This window comes from Achromobacter sp. NCFB-sbj8-Ac1-l (genome assembly GCF_052695805.1).
In genome coordinates, this window is record NZ_CP199812.1 from 5,101,849 (window position 1) to 5,126,822 (window position 24,974).

Here is a 24,974-nt window from a genome sequence, read left to right on the forward strand (position 1 = left end):
CCATGGTCATCGTGCAGGAAGCCGACTTCGACGCCGCCGCACTGACGGCGGCCCTGCGCGCCAGCGCCGGCCCGGGCGTGGGCGGCATCGTCACGTTCGTGGGCTATGTGCGCGACTACGCACCGGACACTCCCACCGACACGCTCTACCTGGAACACTACCCCGGCATGTGCGAGCGCGAGCTCGAAGACATAGCCGCCACGGCGCGCGCGCGCTGGAACCTGGACGGCACCGCGATCGTGCACCGGGTGGGCGCCTTGGCCCGCAACGCGCAGATCGTGTTCGTGGCCGCGGCCAGCGCCCACCGCGGCGACGCCTTCCGCGGCTGCGAGTTCATCATCGACGCGCTCAAGACCCGCGCGCCCTTCTGGAAGCGCGAAACGCTGGCAGGCGGCGACAGCTTCTGGGTCGAGCAGCGCCAATCCGACCAGGACCGCACGCAGTCCTGGGACGCCGACACCCCGCCCCCCAAGGAGACCGCATGAACGACGTCACCCCCGTCTCGCTGGCTTGCGCCGTGCTGACGATCAGCGACACCCGCAGCGCCGGCGACGACACGTCCGGCAACCTGCTGGCGCACAGCCTGGCACAGGCCGGGCATCAATGCGTACGGCGCGACATCGTCAAGGACAACCTCTATCAGATCCGCCGCGTCATCAGCGACTGGATTGCCGATCCCGAGGTGCAGGTGATCCTGACCACCGGCGGTACCGGCTTTTCGCACGGCGATCATGTCCCCCAGGCCGTCCAGCCCCTGCTGGATCGCGAGATCCCGGGCTTTGGCGAACTGTTCCGCCAGTTGTCCTACGCCGAGATCGGCAGCTCGACCATCCAGTCGCGCGCCTTTGCCGGGTCGGCCAACCAGACGCTGCTGTTCTGCCTGCCGGGATCCAACAACGCCTGCGAAACGGCCTGGACCAAGATCATCCGCGAACAGCTGGACAACAGCCATCGCCCCTGCAATTTCGCCACGCATCTTCAACACCGCGAACAAGACCACTGACCCCATGCTGGATTTCGATCAAGCCCAGACCCTGTTGGCCAATGCGGCCGCCCCGCTCGCCCGCCGCGAGCATGCCAGCCTGGCCGACGCCCCCGGGCGCGTGCTGGCCGCCGACCTGGACGCCACGGTGGACATTCCCCCGGCCGACAACAGCGCCATGGACGGCTACGCGGTGCGCCTGGCCGACTGGCAGCCCGGCGCGCGCCTGCCCATCCAGCAGCGCTGCTATGCCGGCGATACGCCCGAACCGCTCAAGCCCGGTCATGCCATCCGCCTGTTCACGGGCAGCCTGGTGCCGCAAGGCGCCGACACGGTGGTGATGCAGGAAGACACGCACGAAGCCGATGACCAGGTCGAGATCACGCGCGAGCCGCGCCTGGGCCAGCACATCCGCCTGCGCGGCGAAGACACGCTGGCCGGCGCCCCGCTGCTGCCCGCCGGCACGCAACTGCAGGCAGCCCACATTGCCCTGCTGGCCTCGCAGGGCCTGGCCAGCGTGCCGGTGGTGGGCCGCCTGAAGGTCGGCATCCTGACCACCGGCGACGAACTCGTGCCGCCGGGCGGCGCGCGCGAGCCGGCGCAGATCTACAACTCCAACGGCCCGATGCTGGCCGCGCTGGTGCGCGGCATGGGCGCGGATCCGGCGCGGGTGCTGCACGCTCGCGATACCGAGGCCGAGCTGCTGGCCGCCTTCAAGACCCTGCTGGCCGAGTGCGACCTGGTGCTGAGCGTGGGCGGCGTGTCGGTGGGCGAGCGCGATCTGGTCAAGCCGGCCCTGGCCGCGCTGGGCGGTGAATTGTCGCTGTGGAAGGTGCGCATGAAGCCGGGCAAGCCGGTGGCGCTGGCGCAGATCGACGGCAAGCCGGTGGTGAGCCTGCCGGGCAATCCGGTGTCGGCCTACGCCGTCTTCACGCTGCTGGTGTCGCCGCTGGTGCGGCGCATGCAGGGCCGCGAGGAACTGTTCCCGCCGGTCAGCCGGCTGCCGCTGCGCACCGAGCATCCGCGCCAGGATGCGCGCGAGGAATTCCTGCGGGTGCAGCGCCGCACGGCCGACGACGGCAATGCCGAACTCGTGCCTTACGGCCATCAAGGGTCCGGCGTGATCAGTTCATTGCCTTGGGCCACGGGGCTGGCGCGCCTGCCGGCCGATGTGAAGGTGCAGGACCGCGACCGCGTGCCCTACTACGACCTGCGTCACTGGCTGGCGTAACGTTCGGCCGAAGCCAGATCGTCGGGCGTATTCAGGTTCGTGAACGCGCCGTCGGCATCGTCGAAGGCAGCGGCCACGCCGCGCGCCTGCGACTGCCACAGGCCGACCTTGCGTTCACCGCTGGCCAGGTAATCGCGCAACGCCGGCAACAACGCCGGGCGCACGGCCATGCAGGCCGGATGGCGCCGGCCGCCAGCCACCGCGTAGGCCAGCGGCGCGCCGGCCGCGTGCGCCGCGGCGATCAGGCGGCTGGCCAGATCGCCCGGCAGAAAAGGCGTATCGCACGGCACGGCCACCAGCCAATCGCAGGCCGCAGCGATATCCAGCCCGGCGGCAAGACCCGCCAAGGGCCCTTGCCAGGCGCCCAGCGCGGCGGTGTCGTCGGCAACGACCTGTCCGTAACGGGCGTAGACGTCGGCGTTGCGGTTGGCGCTGATGATCAACGTGCCGACCTGCGGCGCCAGGCGCCGCGCCACGTGCGCCACCAGCGGCTCGCCGCCCAGCAGCGCCAGGCCTTTGTCGCGGCCATCCATGCGCGAGCCCTGCCCGCCGGCCAGGATCAGGCCGGCAACGCGTTGCGGATCGACATGGGGAACGGGATCAGCCACCGATGTAGCTCATTTCGACTTTGCGGGCCGGGTCGGCCATATGGCGGCCGCGCTGTTCGGAATAGTTGTCGCCACGGCCGGCCCAGATGCCCGTGAGGATGGCGGCCAGTTCGTCGTCGCTGGCGCCATCGCGCAGCGGCGCGCGCAGGTCGTAGCCCTGGTGCGCGAACAGGCACAGGAACAGCTTGCCTTCCGGCGACAGGCGCGCGCGCGTACAGCCGCCACAGAAGGCGTGCGAAACGCTGGAGATGACGCCGATCTCGCCGCCGCCATCCAGGTAACGCCACCGTTCGGCCACACGGCCCATATCGTCGGCGGCCACGGGCGCCAGGGGATGGATCGCGCCGATGCGTGCCAGCACTTCCTGGCTGGGCACAACCTCGGTGAGGTTCCAGCCGTTGGTGTTGCCGACGTCCATGTATTCGATGAAGCGCAGGATGTGGCCGCTGTGGCGGAAGCGTTCGGCCATGGGCAGGATCTGCGCGTCGTTCAGGCCGCGCCGGACCACCATGTTGACCTTCACGGGGGCCAGGCCCGCGCGGGCGGCGGCCTCGATGCCGCGCAGCACGTCGTCGGGGGTGAAGCCGCTGTCGCTCATGTCCTGGAACATGGCGGCGTCCAGCGCGTCCAGGCTGACGGTGACACGGGTCAGGCCCGCGGCCTTCAGGTCGGCGGCCTTGCGTTCGAGCACGCTGCCGTTGGTGGTCAGGGTCAGTTCCAGCGGCTGGCCGGCGGGCGTGCGCACGTCGGCCAAGAGGCCCACCAGGTTTTCCAGGTGCTTGCGCAGCAGGGGTTCGCCGCCGGTCAGGCGGATCTTTTCGACGCCCAGGCGAGTGAACACGCCGGCCAGGCGCGCGATTTCCTCGAACGACAGCAGGTCGGAATGCCGCATGAAGGTGTAGTCGGCATCGAAGACCTCGCGCGGCATGCAGTAGGTGCAGCGGAAGTTGCAGCGGTCGGTGACCGAGATGCGCAGGTCGCGCAGCGGCCGCGCGCGCAGATCGAGCGCCGGCTGGCCCGGCGCGGGGGGCGCGACTGGGGCCGGCAGGTCGTTGCGACGGTCAGCAAGAAGGATCACTTTGCTCATGGAATCATCATAGCCCGGTGCGCTCAGGCAAAGGCCTCGTCCAGGGTTTGCAGTTGGCCGGTGTGGCTGGCGTCGTAGCCGACCAGCTGGCCGACATAGCCGACGTAGTCGGGGCTGCGCATGAGGGTCAGCAGGTCCTGCATGGCGGGCGTATCGAGCGAGGTCTTGCGGATGGCGAAGAAATAGCGCTCGCGCACCAGCGGGATGAAATCCAGGCCGAAGCGGCAGGCGGCCGTTTCCACGCCCACGCCGGTGTCGGCCATGCCGCTGGCAATGTGCGCGGCAATGGCCATGTGGGTGAATTCGTTGGTTTCGTAGCCCTGCACCTCGCTGATCGACACGCCGGCGCGTTGCAGCATCAGGCCCACCAGATAGCGCGTGCTGGAGCCGATCTGGCGGTTGACGAAGCGCACGTCCTGGCGCGCCAGGTCAGCCATGCCGCGGATGCGCTTGGGGTTGCCGGCAATGACGAACAGGCCCGTGTTGCGCACCGCCAGGTGGATCAGCAGGTATTCGTCGGCGTGCAGCCACTGGGCGTAGCGCTCCATGATGGGCGCTTCGAAGTCGCCCAGCGGCACCTGGAAGCCGGCCAGGTCGCATTCGTGGCGTTCCAGCGAGGCCAGGGCCTCGATGGCCGTGCGGTAGCGCAGTTCCAGCCCCGGTTTGCGCGTGCCCATGTGTTCCATCAGCGATTCCACGGCAAAGCCATGGCTGGCGTGCAGCCGCAGGTGGGGGCCGTTTTCGGGCAGGAGCCGCGCCAGCTCTTCCTGCAGTTCGGACGCCATGCTGTCCAGCGTGGGCATCAGGCGCGCCTCGATGCGGCGGTTGGCCCACAGCAGGCGCTGCGCGAAGGGCGACAGCTGCGTGCCCTGGCGCCGGTTGGTGATCAAAAGCTGGGTGCCGAAGATGCCTTCGAAACGGCGCAGCACGCCCCAGGCGTGGCGGTACGACAACCCGCAGGCGCGGCAGGCGCCGGCGATGTTGCCGGTGGCGTCGATGGCGGCCAGGAGCGCCAGCATGTCCTGCAAGGGCACCGGCGCCGCGTCGTCTCCGCCCAGGGTCCATTGGGGCCGCAGGCCGATCTTATATGTCATTTATTTCTTATTGAACGGGTCCAATTACCCGTTTAGAGTACACAAATAACGCGGCGCATGGGCATTTAATATGTTTTTTCAAACATATTAAGTGCCGCCGACGCCCCACCATGACTAAGCCCCTGCAATGGGGTCCAGCACACAACTGGAGGAGACCGCCATGCGTCAGCGCGAGGCAAAATCCGATCTGGCGTCCAGCGGGGGCGCCCGAGGCGGCCCGTTGGCCCTTGATGCCGCCCAGGCATCGGCCAGCCCGTCCATCGCCGCCACGGCTCGCATCCTGGCCCAGCTGCAAGACCAACCCGGCCCGCTCCTGCCGGTGCTGCACGCCGTGCAGCACGAATTGGGCTGTATCCCGGCCGAGGCGGTGCAGACCATCGCCGAGGCCCTGAACCTGTCCCGCGCCGAAGTGCATGGCGTCATTACCTTCTACCCGCACTTTCGCAGCGAGCCGGCCGCACGCCACTCGCTGCAAGTGTGCCGCGCCGAGGCCTGTCAGGCCATGGGCGGCGAGCACCTGGCCGCCCACGCGCGCCAGGCGCTGGGATGCGATTTCCATGCCAGCACGCATGACGGCGATTTCACGCTGGAGCCGGTGTATTGCCTGGGCCTGTGCGCCCAGTCACCGGCGGTGATGATCGACGGCCAGCCGCATGCCCGGGTCACCCCGGACAAACTGGACCGGCTGCTGCGCCGCACGCGGGAGGCCGGCCAATGACCGCCCCCATCACGATCTACGTGCCGCGCGACGCCGCGGCCCTGGCCATGGACGCAGACGCCGTGGCCCAGGCCATCGAGCAGGCCGCCGACGAACGCGGCCTGGCCGTGCAGGTGGTGCGCAATGGTTCGCGCGGCCTGTTGTGGCTGGAACCGCTGGTGGAAATCGCCACGCCCGAAGGGCGCCTGGCGTATGGCCCGGTGCAGCCCGAAGACGTGCCCGCGCTGTTCGAGGCCGGCTGGCTGACGGGCGGTGAACATCCGCTGCGCCTGGGACTGACCGAAGAAATTCCCTACCTGAAGCGGCAGGAGCGGCTGACGTTCGCCCGGGTCGGCGTGATCGACCCGCTGTCGCTGCAGGACTATGCCGCGCACGGCGGGCTGCAGGGCCTGAAACGCGCGCTGGCCATGGAACCGGCCGCCATCGTCGACGAGATGGTGGCATCGGGCCTGCGCGGCCGCGGCGGCGCCGCGTTTCCCACGGGCATCAAATGGAAGACGGTGCTGGGCTCGCCCGCCGACCGCAAATACATCGTCTGCAATGCCGACGAAGGCGACTCGGGCACCTTTGCCGACCGCCTGCTGATGGAAGGCGACCCCTATGTGCTGATCGAGGGCATGACCATCGCCGGCCTGGCAGTAGGCGCGACCTGCGGCTACATCTATGTGCGGTCCGAGTACCCGCATGCCATCGCCACATTGGAAGCCGCCATCGAGCGGGCCCGCAATGTGGGCTGGCTGGGCGACGACGTGCACGGCAGCGGCCGCCGCTTCGACCTGGAAGTGCGCAAGGGCGCGGGCGCCTACATCTGCGGCGAAGAAACGTCATTGCTGGAAAGCCTGGAAGGCAAGCGCGGCGTGGTGCGCGCCAAGCCGCCGCTGCCGGCGATTTCGGGCCTGTTCGGCAAGCCCACCGTCATCAACAACGTGATTTCGCTGGCCACGGTGCCCATCATCCTGGCCAAGGGCGCGGCCTATTACCGCGACTATGGCGTGGGCCGCTCGCACGGCACGCTGCCGTTCCAGCTGGCCGGCAACCTCAAGCAAGGCGGCCTGGTGGAAAAGGCCTTCGGGCTGAGCCTGCGCGACCTGCTGTATGACTTTGGCGGCGGCAGCGCGTCCGGCCGCCCCTTGCGCGCGGTGCAGGTCGGCGGCCCCTTGGGCGCCTACCTGCCGCAATCGCAATGGGACGTGCCGCTGGACTACGAGGCCTACGTGCAGATCTCGGCCATGATCGGCCACGGCGGCCTGGTGGCGTTCGACGACACGGTCGACATGGCGCGCATGGCGCGCTATGCGATGGAATTCTGCGCCATCGAGTCCTGTGGCAAGTGCACGCCCTGCCGCATCGGCTCGACCCGCGGCGTGGAAACCATCGACAAGATCTCGGCCGGCGGCCCCGACCGCGCGCAGCAGGTGCACCTGCTGCGCGATCTGTGCGACACGATGCTGGGCGGTTCGCTCTGCGCGCTGGGAGGCATGGCGCCCTACCCCGTGCTGTCGGCGCTGAACCACTTCCCGCAGGACTTCGGCATCGATACCCCTCAGCCCGCCGCTCACCCGGCCTGACCCCGAGACCGCCATGCTAGAAACCGTCATCAAGCGCGACCGCGATCTGGGCACCCCGGCGCGGGTGTCCGAGCAGACCGTCACCCTGACCATCGATGGCCAGGAAATCACCGTGGCCGAAGGCACCTCGCTGATGCGCGCGGCCGCCGAGGCCGGCATCAACATCCCCAAGCTGTGCGCCACCGACAGCCTGGAACCCTTCGGTTCCTGCCGCCTGTGCCTGGTGCAGATCGAGGGCCGCCGCGGCTATCCCGCGTCGTGCACCACGCCCGCCGAAAACGGCATGGTGGTTTACACCGAAACGCCCAAGCTGCACGACCTGCGGCGCGGCGTGATGGAACTGTATATATCCGACCACCCGCTGGACTGCCTGACCTGTCCGGCCAACGGCGACTGCGAACTGCAGGACATGGCCGGCGTGGTGGGCCTGCGCAACGTGCGCTACGGCTACGACGGCGCCAACCACTTGAAGAGCGAGAAGGACGAGTCCAACCCGTACTTCACCTACGACGCATCCAAGTGCATCGTCTGCAACCGCTGCGTGCGCGCCTGCGAGGAAACCCAGGGCACCTTCGCGCTGACGATTTCGGGCAAGGGCTTCGAATCGCGCGTGTCGCCGGGGCAGGACCAGCCCTTCCTGGAAAGCGAATGCGTGTCCTGCGGCGCCTGCGTGCAGGCCTGTCCCACGTCCACCCTGCAGGAAAAGACCGTCATCATGATGGGCCAGGCTGAACACTCGGTCGTGACCACCTGTGCCTATTGCGGCGTGGGCTGCGGTTTCAAGGCCGAGATGAAGGGCCAGGAAGTGGTGCGCATGGTGCCCTGGAAGGACGGCCAGGCCAACCGCGGCCATTCCTGCGTGAAGGGCCGCTTTGCCTGGGGCTACGCCACGCACAAGGAACGCGTGCTCAAGCCCATGATCCGCAAGCACATCACCGATTCCTGGAAGGAGGTGTCCTGGGACGAGGCGATCAACTACGCCGCGTCGGAGTTCCGCCGCATCCAGGGTGAATTCGGTCGCGACGCCGTTGGCGGCATCACGTCGTCGCGCTGCACCAACGAAGAAACCTGGCTGGTGCAGAAGCTGGTGCGCGCCGCCTTCGGCACCAACAACGTCGACACCTGCGCGCGGGTCTGCCATTCGCCCACCGGCTACGGCCTGAAGCAGACGCTGGGCGAATCGGCCGGCACGCAGACGTTCGACTCGGTCATGCATACCGACGTGGTGATCGTGATGGGCGCCAACCCGTCCAGCGGCCACCCGGTGTTTGCCTCGCGCCTGAAGCGCCGGCTGCGCCAGGGCGCGCGCCTGATCGTGATCGACCCGCGCCGCATCGAACTGGTAAGTTCGCCGCACATCAAGGCCGACTTCCACCTGCAGGTGCGCCCCGGCACCAATACCGCCCTGCTGTCGTCGCTGGCCCACGTAATCGCCACCGAAGGCCTGATCGACGAGGCCTTCGTGGCCGAGCGCTGCGAAACCAAGGCATTCAATGAGTGGCGCGATTTCGTCTCGCTGCCCGAGAATTCGCCCGAAGCCATGGCCGAGATCACCGGCGTGCCGGCGCAGGCCGTGCGCGGCGCTGCGCGGCTGTTCGCCACCGGCGGCAACGGCTCGATCTATTACGGCCTGGGCGTGACCGAGCACAGCCAGGGTTCGACCACCGTCATGGCGATCGCCAACCTGGCCATGGCCACGGGCAACGTCGGCCGCGAGGGCGTGGGCGTGAATCCGCTGCGCGGGCAGAACAACGTGCAGGGTTCGTGCGACATGGGTTCGTTCCCGCACGAACTGCCCGGCTACCGTCACATTTCCGACAATGCGGTGCGCGCGCAGTTCGAGGCCGATTGGGGCGTGACCTTGCAGCCCGAACCCGGCCTGCGCATTCCGAACATGTTCGAAGCCGCGCTGGGCGGCTCGTTCAAGGGCCTGTACTGCCAGGGCGAAGACATCGTGCAGTCCGACCCCAACACGCAGCACGTGGCGGCGGCGCTGGCGGCAATGGAATGCATCGTGGTGCAGGACCTGTTCCTGAACGAAACCGCCAAATACGCGCACGTGTTCCTGCCCGGCTCGTCGTTCCTGGAAAAGGACGGCACCTTCACCAATGCCGAGCGCCGCATTTCGCGGGTGCGCAAGGTGATGGAACCCAAGAACGGCAAGTCGGACTGGGAAGTGACGGTGGCGCTGTCCAACGCGCTGGGCTACCCCATGAACTACCGCCATCCGCGCGAGATCATGGAAGAGATCGCGCGCCTGACGCCGACCTTCAGCGGCGTCAGCTACGAAAAACTGGACAAGCTGGGCAGCCTGCAGTGGCCGTGCAACGATGACGCACCGGAAGGCACGCCCATCATGCACATCGACGCCTTCGTGCGCGGCAAGGGCAAGTTCATGATCACCAAGTACGTGCCCACCGACGAGCGCAGCACGCGCCGCTTCCCGCTGCTCTTGACCACCGGCCGCATCCTGTCGCAATACAACGTGGGCGCGCAGACCCGCCGCACGCCCAACGTGATGTGGCACAGCGAAGACGTGCTGGAAATCCACCCGCAGGACGCGGAAGACCGGGGCGTGCAGGACGGCGACTGGGTCGGCGTGCAAAGCCGCGCCGGCGAGACCGTGCTGCGGGCGACGCTGACCGACCGGGTGCAGCCGGGCGTGGTATACACCACGTTCCACTTCCCCGAGTCCGGCGCCAACGTCGTCACGACCGACAACTCCGACTGGGCCACCAACTGCCCCGAATACAAGGTCACCGCGGTGCAGCTGACGCGGGTGTCCCAGCCTTCGGAATGGCAGCGGCAATGGTCGCGTTTCGCGGATATCCAGCAAAAGCTGCTGCGTGAACGGTCACGCGAAAGCGAGGCCGCGCTGACGGGGAAATAACCCCGACCGCCCCGGAACCGCCATGGATCTACGCCCCCCTTCCCCCTCCGACCGCGCCGACAGCGTGACGGCCCAGGTGACCCGCGTGCGGGCCGGCGCCATCGTGGCCGGCGCCCAGGCCGATCACCTGGCCGAGGAAACGCCGGTGGCGCTGGAATTCAACGGCATCAGCCACGCCACCATGCTGGCCACGCCGGCCGACCTGGAAGACTTCGCGGTGGGCTTTTCCTTGTGCGAAGGCATCGTCGATAGCGTGGCCGACGTGCGCGGCATCGACGTACTGCCGCAGTGCGACGGCATCGTGGTGCAGGTGGAAATCTCCAGCGCCTGCGAAGTGCGCCTGAAGTCGCGCCGCCGCGCCATGGCCGGGCGCACCGGCTGCGGCCTGTGCGGCGTGGAAACGCTGCCGGAAGTGCTGCGGCCGGTGGACCCGGTGCCGGCGGGCGCGCCGCTGGCCATCGGCGCGGTGCTGCGCGCCATGGGCGACATGCGCGCACGCCAGACGCTGCACGACCTGACCGGCGCCACCCATGCCGCCGGCTGGGCAGGCGCCGACGGCACGGTCGCGCTGGTGCGCGAAGACGTGGGCCGCCACAACGCGCTGGACAAGCTGGTGGGGGCGCTGGCGCGCCAGGGCATCGACGCCCGCGGCGGCATGGTGCTGGTGTCCAGCCGCGCCAGCTTTGAAATGGTGCAGAAGACGGCGGCCGCCGGCGTCGGCGTGCTGGCGGCGGTATCGGCCCCCACGGGCCTGGCCGTCCGTCTGGCCGACCGCGCCGGCATCGCGCTGCTGGGCTTTCTGCGCGGCCATGACGCCACCCTGTATTCCCACCCCGAACGCATCACCTCCTAGACCGGACGCGACACACGCATGGAAATCGGCAACCTGATCCGCATGGCCAACCGCATCGGCCAATTCTTCGAAGCCATGCCGCTGCGCCCGGAAGCGGTGGAAGGCGTGGCCAACCATATCCACAAGTTCTGGGAGCCCCGCATGCGCAACGAGCTGCTGGACTTCCTGGCCCGGCAGCCCGATGGCGATGCCGGCGAACACCAGTTGCATCCCCTGGTGCTGGAAGCGGTCACGCAGAACCGCCAGCGCCTGACGCCGCTTGCCCGCGTGTCGTAGACCGGGCAGGCCGCCGCCGCAGCAGCACGCTTTACCGCAGCAAAGGGTTCACAACAAGCGCGGGACTGGATTTTCCGGTCTGACGCGCGCTATAAAGCCGCACCCCGAGGAGACCTCATGGAAAGCACTGCAACACTGGACCTGCCTGGCGCCAAGCCCGGCTTCCTGGACAAAGAACGCACCATCGCCGGACCGGGCTTTTCCCGCTGGCTGGTGCCCCCGGCCGCCCTGGCCATCCACCTGTGCATCGGGATGGCCTATGGCTTCTCGGTGTTCTGGCTGCCCTTGTCCAAGGCGATCGGCGGCGCCCAGCCGCTGGCCTGCCCGGCCGACATGAGCCTGGCCACCGAGCTGTTCACCACCAGCTGCGACTGGCGGATCTCGACCATGGGCTGGATGTACACCCTGTTCTTCGTGCTGCTGGGCTGTTCCGCGGCGCTGTGGGGCGGCTGGCTCGAACGTGCCGGCCCGCGCAAGGCAGGGGTGGTGTCGGCGGTGTGCTGGTGCGGCGGCCTGGTGATTTCGGCCTTCGGCGTCTATCTGCACCAGATGTGGATGCTGTGGCTGGGGTCCGGCGTCATCGGCGGCATCGGCCTGGGGCTGGGCTATATCTCGCCGGTCAGCACCCTGATCAAGTGGTTCCCCGACCGCCGCGGCATGGCGACCGGCATGGCCATCATGGGATTTGGCGGCGGCGCCATGATCGGCGCGCCGCTGGCCGACCTGCTGATGCGCCACTTCGCCACGCCGACCTCGCCAGGCGTCTGGCAGACCTTCCTGACCATGGCGGTGGTGTATTTCGTCTTCATGATGTCCGGCGCCATGGGCTACCGCGTGCCGCCCACCGGCTGGAAGCCCGCGGGCTGGACGGCGCCCGCCAAGCAGGCCAACAACGCCATGATCACCAAGGGCCACGTCCACGTGAAGCGGGTCTGGGGCGTGCCGCAGTTCTGGCTGGTGTGGCTGGTGCTGTGCCTGAACGTGACCGCCGGCATCGGCATCCTGGGCATGGCCTCGCCCCTGCTGCAGGAAGTGTTCGGCGGCGGCCTGATCAACAAGCCTGAATTGGGCTATGGCCAGCTCGACAAGAGCCAGCTGGCCGCCATTGCCGCCATCGCCGCCGGCTTTACCGGGCTGCTCAGCCTGTTCAACATCGGCGGCCGCTTCTTCTGGGCCAGCCTGTCGGACAAGCTGGGCCGCAAGCTGACCTACCTGATTTTCTTCGTGCTGGGCTTCGTGCTGTACGCCGCCATTCCCTGGACGGCGCACATGGGCGCGCTGGCGCTGTTCGTGGCCGCCTTCTGCGTGATCCTGTCGATGTACGGCGGCGGCTTCGCCACGGTGCCCGCCTACCTGGCGGACCTGTTCGGCACCCAGATGGTGGGCGCCATCCACGGCCGCCTGCTGACGGCCTGGTCGGCGGCGGGCATCTTCGGCCCGGTCCTGGTGAACTACATCCGCGAATACCAGCTGTCCATCGGCGTGCCGCGGGCACAGGTGTACGACATCACCATGTACATCCTGGCCGGCATGCTGGTGCTGGGCTTCCTGTGCAACCTGGCAATCCGCCCGGTGAACCCCAAGTACTTCATGACCGACGAGGAACTGGCCCGCGAAAAGGCCCTGGCGCACGAGCGCGCCGCAGCGGCCGAGACCCACGGATCCGGTACGTCCACCTTCCGCACGCCGCTGGCGCTGGTGCTGTTTGCCTGGGCCTGCGTGGGCATTCCGCTGGCCTGGGGCGTCTGGATCACGTTGCAGAAGGCCGTGGTGCTGTTCCACTGACCCCGTTTGCCGGGCCGGCGCCCCGCGCGCCGGCCCGCCCCCAGGGCGCGAAGCTGCTACATTGGCAGCCGCGCCCTTTCTTTTTTCCTCCTTTCCCCCCGATTCCCCTCCCCCATGACCTGCCTGCCCAAGAAGCCCCTTATTGCTGGAGCGCCACGTTGACCCTGCCTGAACTGAGCTGGACGGAAGGCGACGCCCCCGACCAGACCACGCACACCGCCCGCTGGCGCTCGGAATCCGGCGCCACGCCCCCCAAGCGGGTGGTGCTGGCCGACGACCGCACCACCGCGGACATGGCCTACCGCCAGGCCTGCGAAGGCGTGGGCCTGCTCTGGCGCGGCGACTTCCAGAATGCGCGCCTCTTGCTGCAGGCCATGACCCGGCGGGTGGACAAGCGCCCGCGCAAGCCGGTCGAGACCCTGCTGGAAGCCTTCAACCAGCATCGCCAGATCCAGTCGCAGCGCGCCCGCATCCTGGGCATGCTGTTGATTCCGTTCGACGCCGGCCACGGCATTTCGCTGCGCCGCGCACCCGATGCACGGCAGGCCTGCGAAGAAGCCCACGGCCCGGCCGACGAACCCTACGTGGCGTCGCTGCGCGAACTGCTGGGCCTGATCGGCGCCTTCGAATGGCGCAAGAAGGGCGTGGAGATTCCCGCGCTGAACAACCGCATCCACCCGCACTACGGCGTGTTCTCGCCGCTGCGCGGCGAATACGTGGACCTGGTGGCCAATACCCCGATGCCGCGCGGCAGCGTGGCCTTCGATATCGGCACCGGCACCGGCGTGCTGGCGGCGGTGCTGGCGCGCCGCGGCGGCAAGCGAGTCATCGCCACCGACATGGACCCGCGTGCGCTGGCCTGCGCCCGCGAAAACCTGGACCGCCTGGGCCTGTCCAGGCAGGTCGACGTGGAACAGGCCGACCTGTTCCCCGAAGGCCGGGTCTCGCTGATCGTCTGCAATCCACCGTGGCTGCCGGCCCGGCCCAGCTCGCCGGTCGAACAGGCCGTGTACGACCCGGACAGCCGCATGCTGCGCGGCTTTCTCAATGGCCTGGCGGCGCACCTGACGCCCAACGGCGAAGGCTGGCTGATCCTGTCGGACCTGGCCGAACACCTGGGTTTGCGCACCCGCGAGCAATTGCTGGACATGATCCAGCAGGCCGGCCTGCGGGTGGTCGAGCGTATCGACACGCGGCCCACGCATGCCCGCGCCAAAGACCGGGACGATCCGCTGTATGCGGCGCGTTCGAAGGAAGTGACGTCGCTGTGGCGGCTGGCGGCAGCCGAGGCCGCGGCCTGACGGCACGCGCCGCTACCCGCATGGCGGCCAGCAGGCCGGGGAGGATTCCCCGGCCTTTTTCATGCGCGCCCGGCCGCCACGTTCACGCTGATGGCGATGATGAAGACGTTGAAGAAGAATGCGATGACGCTGTGCATCAGCGCCGTGCGCCGCAGCCGACGGCTGACGATCTGCACGTCGGAGACCTGGAAGGTCATGCCCAGCACCAGCGAGAAGTAGGCGAAATCCCAGTAGTCCGGGTCTTCCTTGCCGGGAAAATCCAGGCCCTTGTGCATCGCGTTGCGATGGCTGTAGTAGCCGTGCGCATAGTGCAGCGCGAAGATCATGTTCATGTACAGCCACGACAGCACGATGCTGGCGGCCGCGGCGATCAGGTCGAGCACCCCTTCGGTGCCGCCGCTGGCCCGCAATTCGACCCACAGCGCCAGCATCACCAGGCACGACAGCGCCACGCTGCTCCAGAGCACGCCGGTGCGGCCGACGTCGACCTGCTGGGCCCGCACCCGCATGGACGCCGGGGTGGCGCTGCCGAAGGCGGACACGGTGAACAGCAGGAACACCAGCGCGGCCAGGTCGAACCCCAGCAGGCAGGCGCGGCTGGGCGACATGCCGGTCAGGTACAGGCCCGTGGCCACCGCCACGAACAGCAGGCCGCACAGCACCAGGCGCCGGTGCGCGTGGACAAAGGGCAGGCGCGCGACACGGGCGGGCGGCGATTCGGTTTCCGGGTCTTTGACCGGCAGCGACATGGCGGGCTCCTGGCGTGGCAAGAGCCTCAACGCTAACCGATAGCCAGCAATCCCACCAGCGCACCGCCGAACAGCAGCCACAGCGGATGAATGCGCGTGGCGCTGCCCAGCACCGCCACCACCGCGGTGATGGCGCCCAGCAGCCAGGAATGCACCGAGGCCTCGGTGATGAGCGCGGCGCTGGCGGCGACCAGCCCCACCGTCATGGGGAAGATGCCGGCCTGGATCACGCCGCGCCAGGGCCGGTCCTTGAAGCGTTCCCACAGGCCCAGGGCGATGACCGTGATGATGGACGACGGCCCGAACTTGGCAATGGTGGTCACCAGCATGCCCATCCAGCCGGCCACGTGCCAGCCCACCAGGGTGACGACCATCAGGTTGGGGCCGGGCGCGGCCTGGCCCAGGGCGAACAGGGCCGAGAAGTCGGCGGCCGTCATCCAGCCATGCACTTCCACGACCTGGCGCTGCATTTCCGGCAGGATGGTGTTGCCCCCGCCGAACGCCAGCACGGACAGCTGGGAAAAGATGATGGCCAGGGCGATCAGGGTCTGGATCATCGACGTTGCCTCCAGACCAGCAGGATGCTCAGCGGCGTCAGCACCGCCATGGTGGGCAGCAGCGGGATGCGCAGCACCGCGATGGCGATGAAGCAGGCCGTGGCCACCAGGCCGGCCAGCCAGTCGCGCCGCTTGAGCACCGGCGTGCCGATCTTGACGGCCATGGAGATCAACAGGCCCGCCGCGGCGGCGGCCAGGCCGGCGAACAGGTGCTGGATGTGCGGATCGTTCTGGAAGCGGTCGTAGACCATGCCCAGCAGCACCACGATGGCCGAGGGTGCCAGGATCAAGCCCATCAGCGCGGCGAACGCGCCACGCGGACCGCGAAACTTCATGCCCAGGGCGACCGACAGGTTGATGATGTTGCCGCCCGGCAGGAACTGGCACAGGCCCAGCAGGTCGGTGAATTCGGCGCCGCTCAGCCAGCGGTGCTTTTCCACCACCATGCGGCGCGCCAGGGGCAGCGCGCCGCCAAAGGCCGTCAGGCCCAGCATGAGAAAGCCGTAGAACAGTTGCCCACAGGTGGGCGGGGGCCGCAGGGCGGCGTCAGGGGGAGTCGATGCTGCGTTCATGATCTTCTGGGTGAATAGACCGCAGCCTACTCCCGCCCCCAGATAATGTCTAATATATGCCTGGCTAAACATTCATATCGGTTTCATATGGCATCCGTCGACCTGCGGCTTTTGCGTTACTTCCTGGCGGTGGCCGAGGAAGGCCACCTGACCCGTGCAGCCGCCCGCCTGGGCATCCGTCAGCCGCCGCTGAGCCAGCAGATCCGCGTGCTGGAACAGGAGCTGGGCGTGACGCTGTTCCACCGCCTGCCGCGCGGCATGGAACTGACCGAGAGCGGCCGCGCGCTGCTGGCGGATGCGCGCAGCATCCTGGCGCTGGTGGACCAGGCAGTGGACGGCGTTCGGCGCGTGTCGCTGGGCGAAGCCGGACGCCTGACCGTCGGCTTTACCGGGTCGGCGGCCTTTCATCCCTTCGTGCCGTCGGTGATCCGGCGCTTTCGCGAAAGCGCGCCGCAGGTGCGGCTGGTGCTGGAAGAAAGCAGCACCGGCGAACTGATGGAAGACGTGCGCGACGGCCGCGTGGACGTGGCCTTCATTCGCGGCTCGCACGGGGTCGAGCGTGGCGTCGCGTTCGAAACCGTGCTGGAAGAAAGCATGCTGGCCGCCTTTCCGGCGGACCATCCCATGGTCAAGGGCCGCGCCCGCAAGCGCATCGCGCTGTCCGAGCTGGCCGAGGAATCGCTGATCCTGTACCGGCGCCACAGCGGTCCGGGCCTGTACGACGCCATCATCACGGCCTGCGCGGCGGCCGGTTTCAGCCCGCGCGTGGCGCAGGAAGCGCCGCGCATGCTGTCCACCCTGAGCCTGGTGGCCGCCGGCCTGGGCGTGTCCTTGGTGCCGGCCTCGCTGCGGCGGGTCAACATCGAGGGCGTGGTGTACGTGAACGTCACGGGGCCGGTGGAACTGCGCGCCCCGCTGACGCTGATCTGGCGCGATGCGCCCCTGTCGGGCGCCATCCGCCGGCTCATCGAAGAGGTGCGGGCGCACCGCGAAGCGCCCGAGGCCTGACGCGGCGCTACACTTGCCGGCACCCTTGTTTTTGCCCGATCGAAATGCCTGCCTCCCATCCCATCGGCGTGTACGACTCCGGCGTCGGCGGACTGAGCGTCTTGCGCGCCATCCGCGATGCTCTGCCCCACGAAGACCTGCTGTACGTGGCGGACTCGGCCCACGTGCCGTATGGCGAAAAGACCCCGGAATACGTGCAGCAGCGGGCGTTGGCCATCGCCGACTACTACGTCTCGCGCCATGCCAAGGCCATGGTGGTGGCGTGCAATACGGCCACCACCGCCGCCATCGCCCTGCTGCGCGCCCGCCATCCTGAGCTGATCATCATCGGCGTGGAACCGGCGATCAAACCCGCCGCCCACCTGACGCGCAGCGGCGTGATCGGCGTGTTCGCCACCACCGGCACGCTGGCCAGCGCCAAGTTCGCCGCGCTGGTGCAGCGCGAGGCGCCCGAGATCCGCATTCTCCTGCGTCCCTGCCCCGAATGGGTGCTGCGGGTCGAGCAAGGCGAGATTGCCGGACCCGCCGCCGCGCGCGCCGTGGCCGGCCCGGTGCAGGAACTGCTGGACCAGGGCGCCGACGCGCTGGTGCTGGGCTGCACCCACTTTCCATTCCTGAGCGAGGCGATCGCCGCCGTCGCGGGCCCTGCCGTGCCCCTGCTGGAGACCGGCGGCCCCGTGGCGCGCCGGCTGCGTCACCAGTTGCAGGAACGCGGGGGCTTGAAGACCGACGGCGCGGGCACGCTGGCGCTGGAAACCACCGGCGACCCGGCGGCGCTGGCCCGACTGGGCGCGCTGCTGCTGGGCTTGCCGGCCGAGGCGACGCAGACGCCTGCGCAATGGCGCTAGGCGCTGGCCACGGGCCTGGGCGATGCCGGTCGGCGACCGGCCTTGGCAACAGACGCGGCGGCGGGCGCGGACGGTAAACCCCGGTGCCATTTGATCCGGCGCACGCCGCGTGGCTGAATTTTTCCTTAAAGTAGACCTATCTACCAAGGAGACGCCGATGAAACGCATCCTCATTCCCGTGGACGGATCAACGCACGCCGTACACGCCGTGCGGGCGATGTTGCACGCCCGCCGATACGACCCCGTCGAGCACGTCGAACTCCTGACCGTGCAGATTCCGTTGCAGTCCGGCAAGATCGGCCGCGGCCTGTCGCAGGCCGACATCGACGCCTACCACGAGGAAGAAGGCCAGGCCGCGCTGCGCGAGGCCAGCGCGCTGCTGGCCGCCGAAGGCGTGCCATACGGCACGCGCGTCGAGATCGGCGCCCCCGCCGAAACCATCGTGCGCGTGGCCGACGAGATCGACGCCGATGAAATCACCATGGGCACGCGCGGGCTCGGTTCCGTTGCAGCGCTGTTCATGGGGTCTGTCGCCACCCGTGTGCTGCACCTGACGACGTTGCCCGTCACCCTGGTCAAGTAAAGGAGCCCGCCATGCTGAACATCCTGGTCCCGGTCGATGGTTCCGACGACGCCAACCGCGCCGTGCTGCACGCGCGCCAGCTGGCCCAAGGCGCGAAGGACGCGCGCATCCATCTGCTCAATATCCAGACCCCGCCCCAAAGCCGCGCCGGCCTGTCGCGCCTGGTCACGCAGGACATGATCGACGAATACTACGTGCGCGAAGGCCAGGAAGCGGCCGACGAGGCGCGCAAGCTGCTCGACGTGACCGGCACCGACTACACCAGCCATGTCGAATTCGGCAATCCGGCGGTGGAGATCAACGCCTACGCGCAGCAGCACCAGTGCGAACGCATCGTCATGGGCACGCGCGGACGCGGCGCCTTTGCGGGCCTGCTCATCGGGTCGGTTGCCAACCAGGTGGTGCAATTGGCCGACGTGCCGGTGACGCTGGTGAAATAGGCCGCTGCGGCGGCGCTGGCCTTGTCCGCCGGCCAAGCCCTACGCGGACAAGGCCAGCGCCGGCAACGTCAGCGTCACGCGCAGGCCGCCCAGCGGCGCCTGTTCGGCGCGCACCTCGCCGCCATACGTGCTGGCCAGATCGCGCACGATGTCCAGCCCCAGCCCCGAGCCGGGGCGCTGTTCGTCCATGCGCACGCCGCGCTCGAAGACACGTTCGCGTTCGCCTTCGGCGATGCCGGGGCCGTCATCGTCGATCTGGATCCGCAGGCGGTCTGGCGGCGCGGCGCTTGCGCTGATCCGCACCCGCCCCGCCGCCCATTTGCAGGCGTTGTCCAGCAGGTTGCCCACCATTTCCTGCAGGTCCTGCTCTTCGCCGCGAAAGACCAGGCCGTCGGCAAAATCCGTCATGTCCAGCGCCAGTTCACGCGCGGCGTACAGCCGGCGCATGACCCGCAGCAACGCCTCGACCGCCGGGCGCAGCGGCGTGCGCCCGCCTTCGGTGCCCGACGCGGCGGCGGCCCTGGCGCGGGCCAGGTGGTAGTCGATCTGGCGCTGCGCCAAGGCCACCTGCTCGCGCGCCAGGCGGGCGAACGGACTGTCTTCGCGCGCCGCGGCATTGGCCAGGATCGTCAATGGCGTTTTCACGGCGTGAGCCAGGTTGCCGGCCTGCGTGCGGGCCCGCTGCACGATGTCGGCGTTGACGGCGAGCACGCGGTTGAAGTCGTCGACCAGCGGCTGGATCTCGCTGGGAAAACGGCCGTCGATGCGCACGCTGTTGCCCCCCTGCTGCGCGGCCAGCTGGCGGCGCAGCCGCCCCAGCGGCCGCAGCCCCACGGCCACCTGCACCACCGCGGCCGCGATCAGCCCGATCGCCAGCGCGCCCAGCGACAGCAGCAGCATGTGGTTGAAGCGTTCGATCGGCTCGGCCAGCACCTGGCGGTCGGCGGCAACGATGAGGCGTAGCGTGGCGGCGTCGGCGTCTTCCGGTTTGAGCGTGCGCGTCAGCGCGGTCAGGCCATGGCCTTCGGGCCCGGTGATGTCGTAGGCGCCGTCGGCGCTGTCGGTCGCGGGCAAGGCCAGCACCTGGTCCCACAGCGAGCGCGAACGCGCCACGCCCGCGGCCGCCAGGCGGCCTTGTTCATCGAGCCGATCGATCTGCCAGTACAGGCCCGACAGCGGCTGCTCCAGCCGCGGGTCGCTCAGCGGCGGGGCCACGATGGGCCGCCCGTCGGGGGCGACGCTGACCGCGGCGGTCAGCTGGTTCAGGTGCAGCGCCAGTTCGGCGCGCAATTGCTCGGTGATGTGCTGGCGAAACAGGCTGCCCAGGCCCCAACCGGCCAGCACGATGGTCAGCGCGATCCAGGCCAGCGTGCCGGCCAGCAGCCGCCAGCGCAACGAGCCGGGCGCGCGCGGCCCCGTCATGCGCCGGCTGCCAGCCGGTAACCCAGGCCGCGCACGGTTTCGATGGTGTCTGGCGGCAGCTTCTTGCGCAGCCGGCCGATGAAGACCTCGATGGTGTTGGAATCGCGGTCGTGGTCCTGGGCGTAGATGTGTTCGGTGAGTTCGCTGCGTGAAATCACTTCGCCGGCGCGTTGCATCAGCACCGCCAGCACCTTGAATTCGTGGCTGGTCAGGTTGAGCGCCTGGCCGTTCACCGTGACCTTGGCCTGGCGCGTGTCGAGCATCAGCGGGCCGCAGCGCCACTGCGCACTGGCGTGGCCGCTGTGGCGGCGCAGCAGCGCGCGCACGCGGGCCAGCAGTTCTTCCATGTGAAAGGGCTTGGTCAGGTAGTCGTCGGCGCCGGCGTCGATGCCGGCGACCTTCTCGTGCCAATTGGCGCGCGCGGTCAGGATCAGCACCGGCATGCCGAGCCCCGCGGCGCGCCATTGCTTGAGCACCGTCAGCCCGTCCGTCACGGGCAGGCCCAGGTCCAGCACCACCACGTCGTAGGTCTCGACCTCGCCCATGTAGTGGGCAGTGCCGCCGTCGGCCGCGGTGTCGACGGTGTAGCCGGCCTGGCGCAGGGCCTCGGCCAACTGCGTGGCCAGGGTGGGTTCGTCTTCGACCACGAGGATGCGCATCAGTGTTTGTTCCGGAACTGGATGTCGCGGCCCTTGATGCCCAGCACGGAGCCGTCGCGTGCGTCGATCTTCAGCTTGACCAGGTTGCCGCCGGGTTGCAGCAGCCGGATCTCGTACAGGTAGATGCCGTCGTCTTCTTCGAATTCGACCTTCATGACCTGGCCGGGGTAGTCGCGCTCGACGATATCCAGCACCGCGCGCAGCGGCAGCACCTTGCCGGCCTGCAAGGCCTGGCGGGCCTGTTCGTGGTCGCTTTCGTCGGCGCGTCCGGGGCCGGGGCCGATGGCCAGCGCCGCGGCCAGCGCGCCGCCGGACAGCCAGAGTGCGATGCGCTTGCCTGCGGTCATGGGGGCTTCCAGGATGAATGGCGTCCAGGATAACGCGGGACGCCCGGGAAAAACAGATCGGTACGACGCCTCGGTTATAGCGAACCGTGGATGAACGGCAGGTGAACGAGCGCTTCAGAAACGGTTCATGGGCCCACCCGAATAATGCATGCATGGCCGGCCTTTTGGCCATATCCCAACAGACAAGGAGCTACCACCATGACGACAACTTTCAAGCCTTCGATCCGCCACACCCTGGCCGCCTTCGCCGTGGGCGCCGCCACCCTGGCCAGCGCCGGGGCCTTCGCCCAGGCCGCCCCGCAACCGGCCGCAGCGCCTGCCGCCCCGGTCGCCACCCAGGCAGCCCCCGCGCAGATCCTGACTGTGCGCCAGATCTACGACACGCTGACGGCCGCCGGCTACCGCAACATCACCGAGATCGAGCTGGAGCATCACCGCGGCTACGACGTCAAGGCCGACGACCCGCAGGGTCAGCGCGTGAAGCTGCGCGTGGATGCGCAGACCGGCGCCGTGCTGCGCAGCCGCATCAAGGACTGACAGGGACATGGGGCCCGGCGCCGCCGGGCCCGGCATGACACGCTGGAGCCTCTCATGAACACCCGCGCCGCGCTTGGCGGCTTCCTGCTGGCGCTGACCGGCGCCTGGGCCGTCGACACCTTCCTGCTGCAGCCGCCGTCGGCGGCCGCGTGGCCCTGGCTGCTGCGCCAGCAGACCCTGTACCTCACCGGCGTCTGGGCCATCGGACTGATGTCGCTGATCATGCTGCTGGCGCTGCGGCCGGCGTGGCTGGAAGGCCCCCTGGGCGGAATGGACAAGGTCTATCGGCTGCATAAATGGGCCGGCATCCTTGCCGTGGGCGCCAGCGCGGCGCACTGGCTGGCCAAGCTGTCCAGTACGCCGCTCAAGGCGCTTCCGGGCCCTGACGGCCGGCCCGCACGCGATGCGGTGCTGGCCGTGCTGGAAGGCTCGCGCGGATTGGCCAAGGACCTGGGCGAATGGACGATCTACGCGCTGCTCATCATGCTGGCCATCACGCTGTGGCGCCGCTTTCCGTACCACGCCTGGCGCATCGCCCATCGGGCCATGCCCGTCGCGTACCTGGCGCTGGCCCTGCACACCCTGGCACTGGCCCCCGCGTATTACTGGACAGGGCCGACGGGGTTGCTGCTGATCCCCTTGCTTGCGGGCGGCGCCGTGGCCGCGCTGTGGTCCCTGGCCGGCCGCGTCGGCCGCGGGCGCCGCGTCGCGGGCCGGATCGCCGCGGTAACGCGACGCCCGGGCGGCATTGTCGAGGTCACCTGTGAACTCGGCCGGCAATGGCCCGGCCATCGGGCGGGGCAGTTCGCCTTCGTCACGTTCGACCGCAGCGAAGGCGCGCACCCGTTCACCATCGCCAGCGCACCTGGCGACGCCCCCGGCCGGGTGACCTTCCAGATCAAGGCGCTGGGCGATTACACGGGCCGCCTGGCCGACACGCTGGCGGCCGGACAGACGGTGGCCGTGGAAGGCCCGTACGGCCGCTTCGAGCGCCCCGGCTCAGCCGACGCCCAGCCGCAAGTGTGGGTGGCCGGCGGCATCGGCATCACGCCGTTCCTGGCCTGGCTGGAAGACCGGCAGGCCGCCGGCGCGGACAGCGCGCCCGTCTGGCTGCACTACTGCGTGCGCGATGCCGCCACGGATCCCTTTGTGGATACGCTGAAGCAGCGCTGCGCGACGCTGGGCAACGTCACCTTGCTGGTCCACGACGCCGGCCACCGCCTGACCGCGGACGACCTGGCGCAAGGCGCAGTGGCCGATGGCCGCGCCACCGACGTCTGGTTCTGCGGCCCGGCGGGCCTGTCTGCCGCGCTGCGCGATGGCTTGCGGCGCCTGGGCCGCGGTGGCGTGCGCTGGCACCAGGAAGCCTTCGACATGCGCTAGGGCGTGCGTCGTATGATGGGGCGTCGCGGTGATCGCGCCGCACCTGGAGCCGCATCATGCGCATTCGAACCCTGTTGCCAGCGGCCCTGGCGGCCGTCAGCACGCTCGCCGCCTGCGGCGAAGTCGCCAAGCTGCCGGTCGAGGCGGGCATGGGGCCGCACCCTGCGCTGCCCGCCCCCAACACCACCCTGATTCCCACTGTCAATACCGCCAAGGCGGTCGGCTGGGCCGATGGCGCGCACCCCACGCCGGCCAGCGGCCTGGCCGTGACGGCCTACGCCCGCGATCTTGACCACCCGCGCTGGCTCTACGTGCTGCCCAACGGCGACGTGCTGGTGGCCGAGACCAACGCGCCGCCCAAGCCCGAAGAGGCCTCCGGCGGATTCAAGGACTGGGCCGCCGGCCTCGTCATGAAGCGCGCCGGCGCGCGCACGGCCAGCGCCAATCGCATCACGCTGCTGCGGGGCATGGCGCCGGACGGCACGGCGCAACGCCGCAGCGTGTTGCTCGACGGCCTGAACTCGCCGTTCGGCATGGCGCTGGTGGGCGACCAGCTGTATGTGGCCAATGCCGACGCCGTGGTGCGATTCCCCTACCAGCCGGGCCAGACGCGCATCACCGCGCCCGGCGTCAAGGTGACCGACCTGCCGGCCGGCATCAACCACCACTGGACCAAGAACCTGATCGCCAGCCCCGACGGCAAGAAGCTGTATGTGTCGGTGGGGTCGAACAGCAATGTGGCCGAGAACGGCATGGAGATCGAAGAAGGCCGCGCCGCCATCTGGGAAATCGACGTGGCCAGCGGCGCCAGGCGCCTGTACGCGAGCGGCCTGCGCAACCCGGTGGGCATGGCCTGGGCGCCCGACGGCAAGACGCTCTGGACGGCGGTGAACGAACGCGACGAACTGGGCAGCGACCTGGTACCCGACTACAGGACCTCGGTCCAGGACGGCGGCTTCTATGGCTGGCCGTACAGCTACTTCGGCCAGCACGTCGACACCCGGGTCAAGCCGCCGCGCCCGGACCTGGTGGCCAAGGCCATCGTGCCCGACTACGCGCTGGGGCCGCACACCGCATCGCTGGGCCTGGCGTGGTCGGGCGACGCCAGGCTGGCCCCGTTCACGCATGGGATGTTCGTGGGCCAGCACGGCTCCTGGAACCGCGATCCGCGCAGCGGCTACAAGGTCATCTACGTGCCCTTCACCGACAACCGCCCGGACGGCGCGGCGCAGGACGTGTTGACGGGCTTTCTGGATGCCGCCGGCCAGGCCCAGGGACGGCCGGTGGGCGTCGCGGTGGATCGCCAGGGCGGGCTGCTGGTGGCCGACGACGTGGGCAACGTCATCTGGCGGATCAGCGCGCGGCCCTAGCCGCGGGGGTTGCGGCAGGTCGGCCCCGCGCTGCCGCAACTTTCAGACCGATTCACGGCAATTCGCTGAGGCTTGCTTGCGTTGCGTCAAACCCGGCGTAGGTCAC

General features: G+C 69.1%; 26 protein-coding genes. 17 read left to right on the top strand and 9 right to left on the bottom strand.

The window, feature by feature from the left end:
• Positions 1-2: 2 nt before the first annotated feature.
• The 3 genes from ACUDP5_RS23440 to ACUDP5_RS23450 are packed head-to-tail and all read left to right on the top strand — an operon-like array spanning position 3 to position 2,213.
• Positions 3-485, top strand: coding sequence for a molybdenum cofactor biosynthesis protein MoaE (locus ACUDP5_RS23440; protein ID WP_263911277.1), 483 nt, complete (start codon positions 3-5; stop codon positions 483-485).
• Positions 482-1,003: a molybdenum cofactor biosynthesis protein B gene (gene moaB / locus ACUDP5_RS23445; protein ID WP_263911276.1), complete on the top strand. Its 522-nt coding sequence runs from the start codon at positions 482-484 to the stop codon at positions 1,001-1,003. Before ACUDP5_RS23440 ends, moaB begins: the two co-directional genes overlap by 4 nt.
• A gap of 4 nt (positions 1,004-1,007) precedes the next feature.
• Positions 1,008-2,213 (top strand): molybdopterin molybdotransferase MoeA, encoded by a 1,206-nt coding sequence (locus ACUDP5_RS23450; protein WP_445657316.1) that lies wholly within the window; start codon positions 1,008-1,010, stop codon positions 2,211-2,213.
• Here the strand turns inward: ACUDP5_RS23450 and mobA are convergent.
• From mobA to ACUDP5_RS23465, 3 genes are read right to left on the bottom strand one after another with little or no spacing between them, the layout of a single operon-like run.
• Positions 2,198-2,821 (bottom strand): molybdenum cofactor guanylyltransferase MobA, encoded by a 624-nt coding sequence (gene mobA, locus ACUDP5_RS23455; RefSeq protein WP_445657317.1) that lies wholly within the window; start codon positions 2,819-2,821, stop codon positions 2,198-2,200. The genes ACUDP5_RS23450 and mobA overlap by 16 nt on opposite strands.
• Entirely contained in the window at positions 2,814-3,908 is a 1,095-nt protein-coding gene (moaA, locus tag ACUDP5_RS23460; RefSeq protein WP_263911272.1) for a GTP 3',8-cyclase MoaA, read from the bottom strand. Before moaA ends, mobA begins: the two co-directional genes overlap by 8 nt.
• A gap of 23 nt (positions 3,909-3,931) precedes the next feature.
• Positions 3,932-5,002 carry a substrate-binding domain-containing protein gene (locus tag ACUDP5_RS23465; protein WP_025137290.1) on the bottom strand — a complete coding sequence of 357 codons (1,071 nt, stop codon included), beginning with the start codon at positions 5,000-5,002 and terminating at the stop codon, positions 3,932-3,934.
• Positions 5,003-5,162: 160 nt separating this feature from the next.
• Here ACUDP5_RS23465 and ACUDP5_RS23470 point away from each other — a divergent pair, with 160 nt between their 5' ends.
• From ACUDP5_RS23470 to ACUDP5_RS23500, 7 genes are all read left to right on the top strand, one after another.
• On the top strand, positions 5,163-5,720 hold the full coding sequence (locus tag ACUDP5_RS23470) for a formate dehydrogenase subunit gamma (protein ID WP_445657318.1): 558 nt from the start codon (positions 5,163-5,165) through the stop codon (positions 5,718-5,720).
• Complete coding sequence (locus tag ACUDP5_RS23475) at positions 5,717-7,288, top strand: formate dehydrogenase beta subunit (protein WP_445657319.1); 1,572 nt, start codon at positions 5,717-5,719, stop codon at positions 7,286-7,288. The genes ACUDP5_RS23470 and ACUDP5_RS23475 overlap by 4 nt, the downstream gene beginning before the upstream one ends.
• Positions 7,289-7,301: 13 nt before the next feature.
• Positions 7,302-10,178: a formate dehydrogenase subunit alpha gene (gene fdhF / locus ACUDP5_RS23480; protein WP_445657320.1), complete on the top strand. Its 2,877-nt coding sequence runs from the start codon at positions 7,302-7,304 to the stop codon at positions 10,176-10,178.
• A 22-nt stretch (positions 10,179-10,200) separates the two neighbouring features.
• The gene (gene fdhD, locus ACUDP5_RS23485) at positions 10,201-11,031 is read left to right on the top strand and encodes a formate dehydrogenase accessory sulfurtransferase FdhD (protein WP_445657321.1); all 831 of its coding nucleotides are present in this window, start codon (positions 10,201-10,203) and stop codon (positions 11,029-11,031) included.
• A gap of 18 nt (positions 11,032-11,049) precedes the next feature.
• A complete protein-coding gene (locus tag ACUDP5_RS23490) occupies positions 11,050-11,307 on the top strand; it encodes a formate dehydrogenase subunit delta (protein WP_263911263.1) in 258 nt (85 codons plus the stop codon).
• Positions 11,308-11,424: 117 nt separating this feature from the next.
• Positions 11,425-13,092 carry an OFA family MFS transporter gene (locus tag ACUDP5_RS23495; protein ID WP_445657322.1) on the top strand — a complete coding sequence of 556 codons (1,668 nt, stop codon included), beginning with the start codon at positions 11,425-11,427 and terminating at the stop codon, positions 13,090-13,092.
• A 158-nt stretch (positions 13,093-13,250) separates the two neighbouring features.
• A complete protein-coding gene (locus tag ACUDP5_RS23500; protein ID WP_445657323.1) occupies positions 13,251-14,393 on the top strand; it encodes a methyltransferase in 1,143 nt (380 codons plus the stop codon).
• Positions 14,394-14,452: 59 nt separating this feature from the next.
• Here ACUDP5_RS23500 and ACUDP5_RS23505 read toward each other — a convergent pair whose 3' ends face one another.
• Genes ACUDP5_RS23505 through ACUDP5_RS23515 form a run of 3 tightly spaced genes read right to left on the bottom strand, consistent with a single transcriptional unit; the run spans position 14,453 to position 16,271 of the window.
• The gene (locus ACUDP5_RS23505; RefSeq protein WP_263911257.1) at positions 14,453-15,142 is read right to left on the bottom strand and encodes a DUF1345 domain-containing protein; all 690 of its coding nucleotides are present in this window, start codon (positions 15,140-15,142) and stop codon (positions 14,453-14,455) included.
• A gap of 32 nt (positions 15,143-15,174) precedes the next feature.
• Positions 15,175-15,699 carry a chromate transporter gene (locus ACUDP5_RS23510; RefSeq protein WP_175194041.1) on the bottom strand — a complete coding sequence of 175 codons (525 nt, stop codon included), beginning with the start codon at positions 15,697-15,699 and terminating at the stop codon, positions 15,175-15,177.
• Positions 15,696-16,271 carry a chromate transporter gene (locus tag ACUDP5_RS23515; protein ID WP_025137280.1) on the bottom strand — a complete coding sequence of 192 codons (576 nt, stop codon included), beginning with the start codon at positions 16,269-16,271 and terminating at the stop codon, positions 15,696-15,698. The genes ACUDP5_RS23510 and ACUDP5_RS23515 overlap by 4 nt, the downstream gene beginning before the upstream one ends.
• An 87-nt stretch (positions 16,272-16,358) precedes the next feature.
• Between ACUDP5_RS23515 and ACUDP5_RS23520 the strand changes: the two genes are divergently transcribed.
• The 4 genes from ACUDP5_RS23520 (at position 16,359) to ACUDP5_RS23535 (ending at position 19,150) form a co-directional block, all read left to right on the top strand.
• The gene (locus ACUDP5_RS23520; RefSeq protein ID WP_263911253.1) at positions 16,359-17,279 is read left to right on the top strand and encodes a LysR family transcriptional regulator; all 921 of its coding nucleotides are present in this window, start codon (positions 16,359-16,361) and stop codon (positions 17,277-17,279) included.
• Positions 17,280-17,323: 44 nt separating this feature from the next.
• Positions 17,324-18,127 (top strand): glutamate racemase, encoded by an 804-nt coding sequence (murI, locus tag ACUDP5_RS23525; protein WP_263911252.1) that lies wholly within the window; start codon positions 17,324-17,326, stop codon positions 18,125-18,127.
• Positions 18,128-18,284: 157 nt separating this feature from the next.
• Positions 18,285-18,710: a universal stress protein gene (locus ACUDP5_RS23530; protein WP_445657324.1), complete on the top strand. Its 426-nt coding sequence runs from the start codon at positions 18,285-18,287 to the stop codon at positions 18,708-18,710.
• A gap of 11 nt (positions 18,711-18,721) precedes the next feature.
• Positions 18,722-19,150, top strand: coding sequence for a universal stress protein (locus ACUDP5_RS23535; protein ID WP_445657325.1), 429 nt, complete (start codon positions 18,722-18,724; stop codon positions 19,148-19,150).
• A gap of 39 nt (positions 19,151-19,189) precedes the next feature.
• On the opposite strand, the gene ACUDP5_RS23540 is transcribed toward ACUDP5_RS23535, so the two are convergent.
• The 3 genes from ACUDP5_RS23540 to ACUDP5_RS23550 are packed head-to-tail and all read right to left on the bottom strand — an operon-like array spanning position 19,190 to position 21,578.
• Positions 19,190-20,572: a sensor histidine kinase gene (locus tag ACUDP5_RS23540; protein ID WP_263911248.1), complete on the bottom strand. Its 1,383-nt coding sequence runs from the start codon at positions 20,570-20,572 to the stop codon at positions 19,190-19,192.
• Positions 20,569-21,231 carry a response regulator transcription factor gene (locus ACUDP5_RS23545; RefSeq protein ID WP_263911247.1) on the bottom strand — a complete coding sequence of 221 codons (663 nt, stop codon included), beginning with the start codon at positions 21,229-21,231 and terminating at the stop codon, positions 20,569-20,571. Before ACUDP5_RS23545 ends, ACUDP5_RS23540 begins: the two co-directional genes overlap by 4 nt.
• The gene (locus ACUDP5_RS23550; RefSeq protein ID WP_025137275.1) at positions 21,231-21,578 is read right to left on the bottom strand and encodes a PepSY domain-containing protein; all 348 of its coding nucleotides are present in this window, start codon (positions 21,576-21,578) and stop codon (positions 21,231-21,233) included. Before ACUDP5_RS23550 ends, ACUDP5_RS23545 begins: the two co-directional genes overlap by 1 nt.
• Positions 21,579-21,776: 198 nt before the next feature.
• Here ACUDP5_RS23550 and ACUDP5_RS23555 point away from each other — a divergent pair, with 198 nt between their 5' ends.
• Genes ACUDP5_RS23555 through ACUDP5_RS23565 form a run of 3 tightly spaced genes read left to right on the top strand, consistent with a single transcriptional unit; the run spans position 21,777 to position 24,868 of the window.
• Positions 21,777-22,115, top strand: coding sequence for a PepSY domain-containing protein (locus ACUDP5_RS23555; RefSeq protein WP_445657326.1), 339 nt, complete (start codon positions 21,777-21,779; stop codon positions 22,113-22,115).
• A gap of 54 nt (positions 22,116-22,169) precedes the next feature.
• Positions 22,170-23,498 carry a ferredoxin reductase family protein gene (locus ACUDP5_RS23560; protein ID WP_445657327.1) on the top strand — a complete coding sequence of 443 codons (1,329 nt, stop codon included), beginning with the start codon at positions 22,170-22,172 and terminating at the stop codon, positions 23,496-23,498.
• Between the two features lie 56 nt (positions 23,499-23,554).
• Positions 23,555-24,868: a PQQ-dependent sugar dehydrogenase gene (locus ACUDP5_RS23565; RefSeq protein ID WP_445657328.1), complete on the top strand. Its 1,314-nt coding sequence runs from the start codon at positions 23,555-23,557 to the stop codon at positions 24,866-24,868.
• Positions 24,869-24,974: the final 106 nt, after the last annotated feature.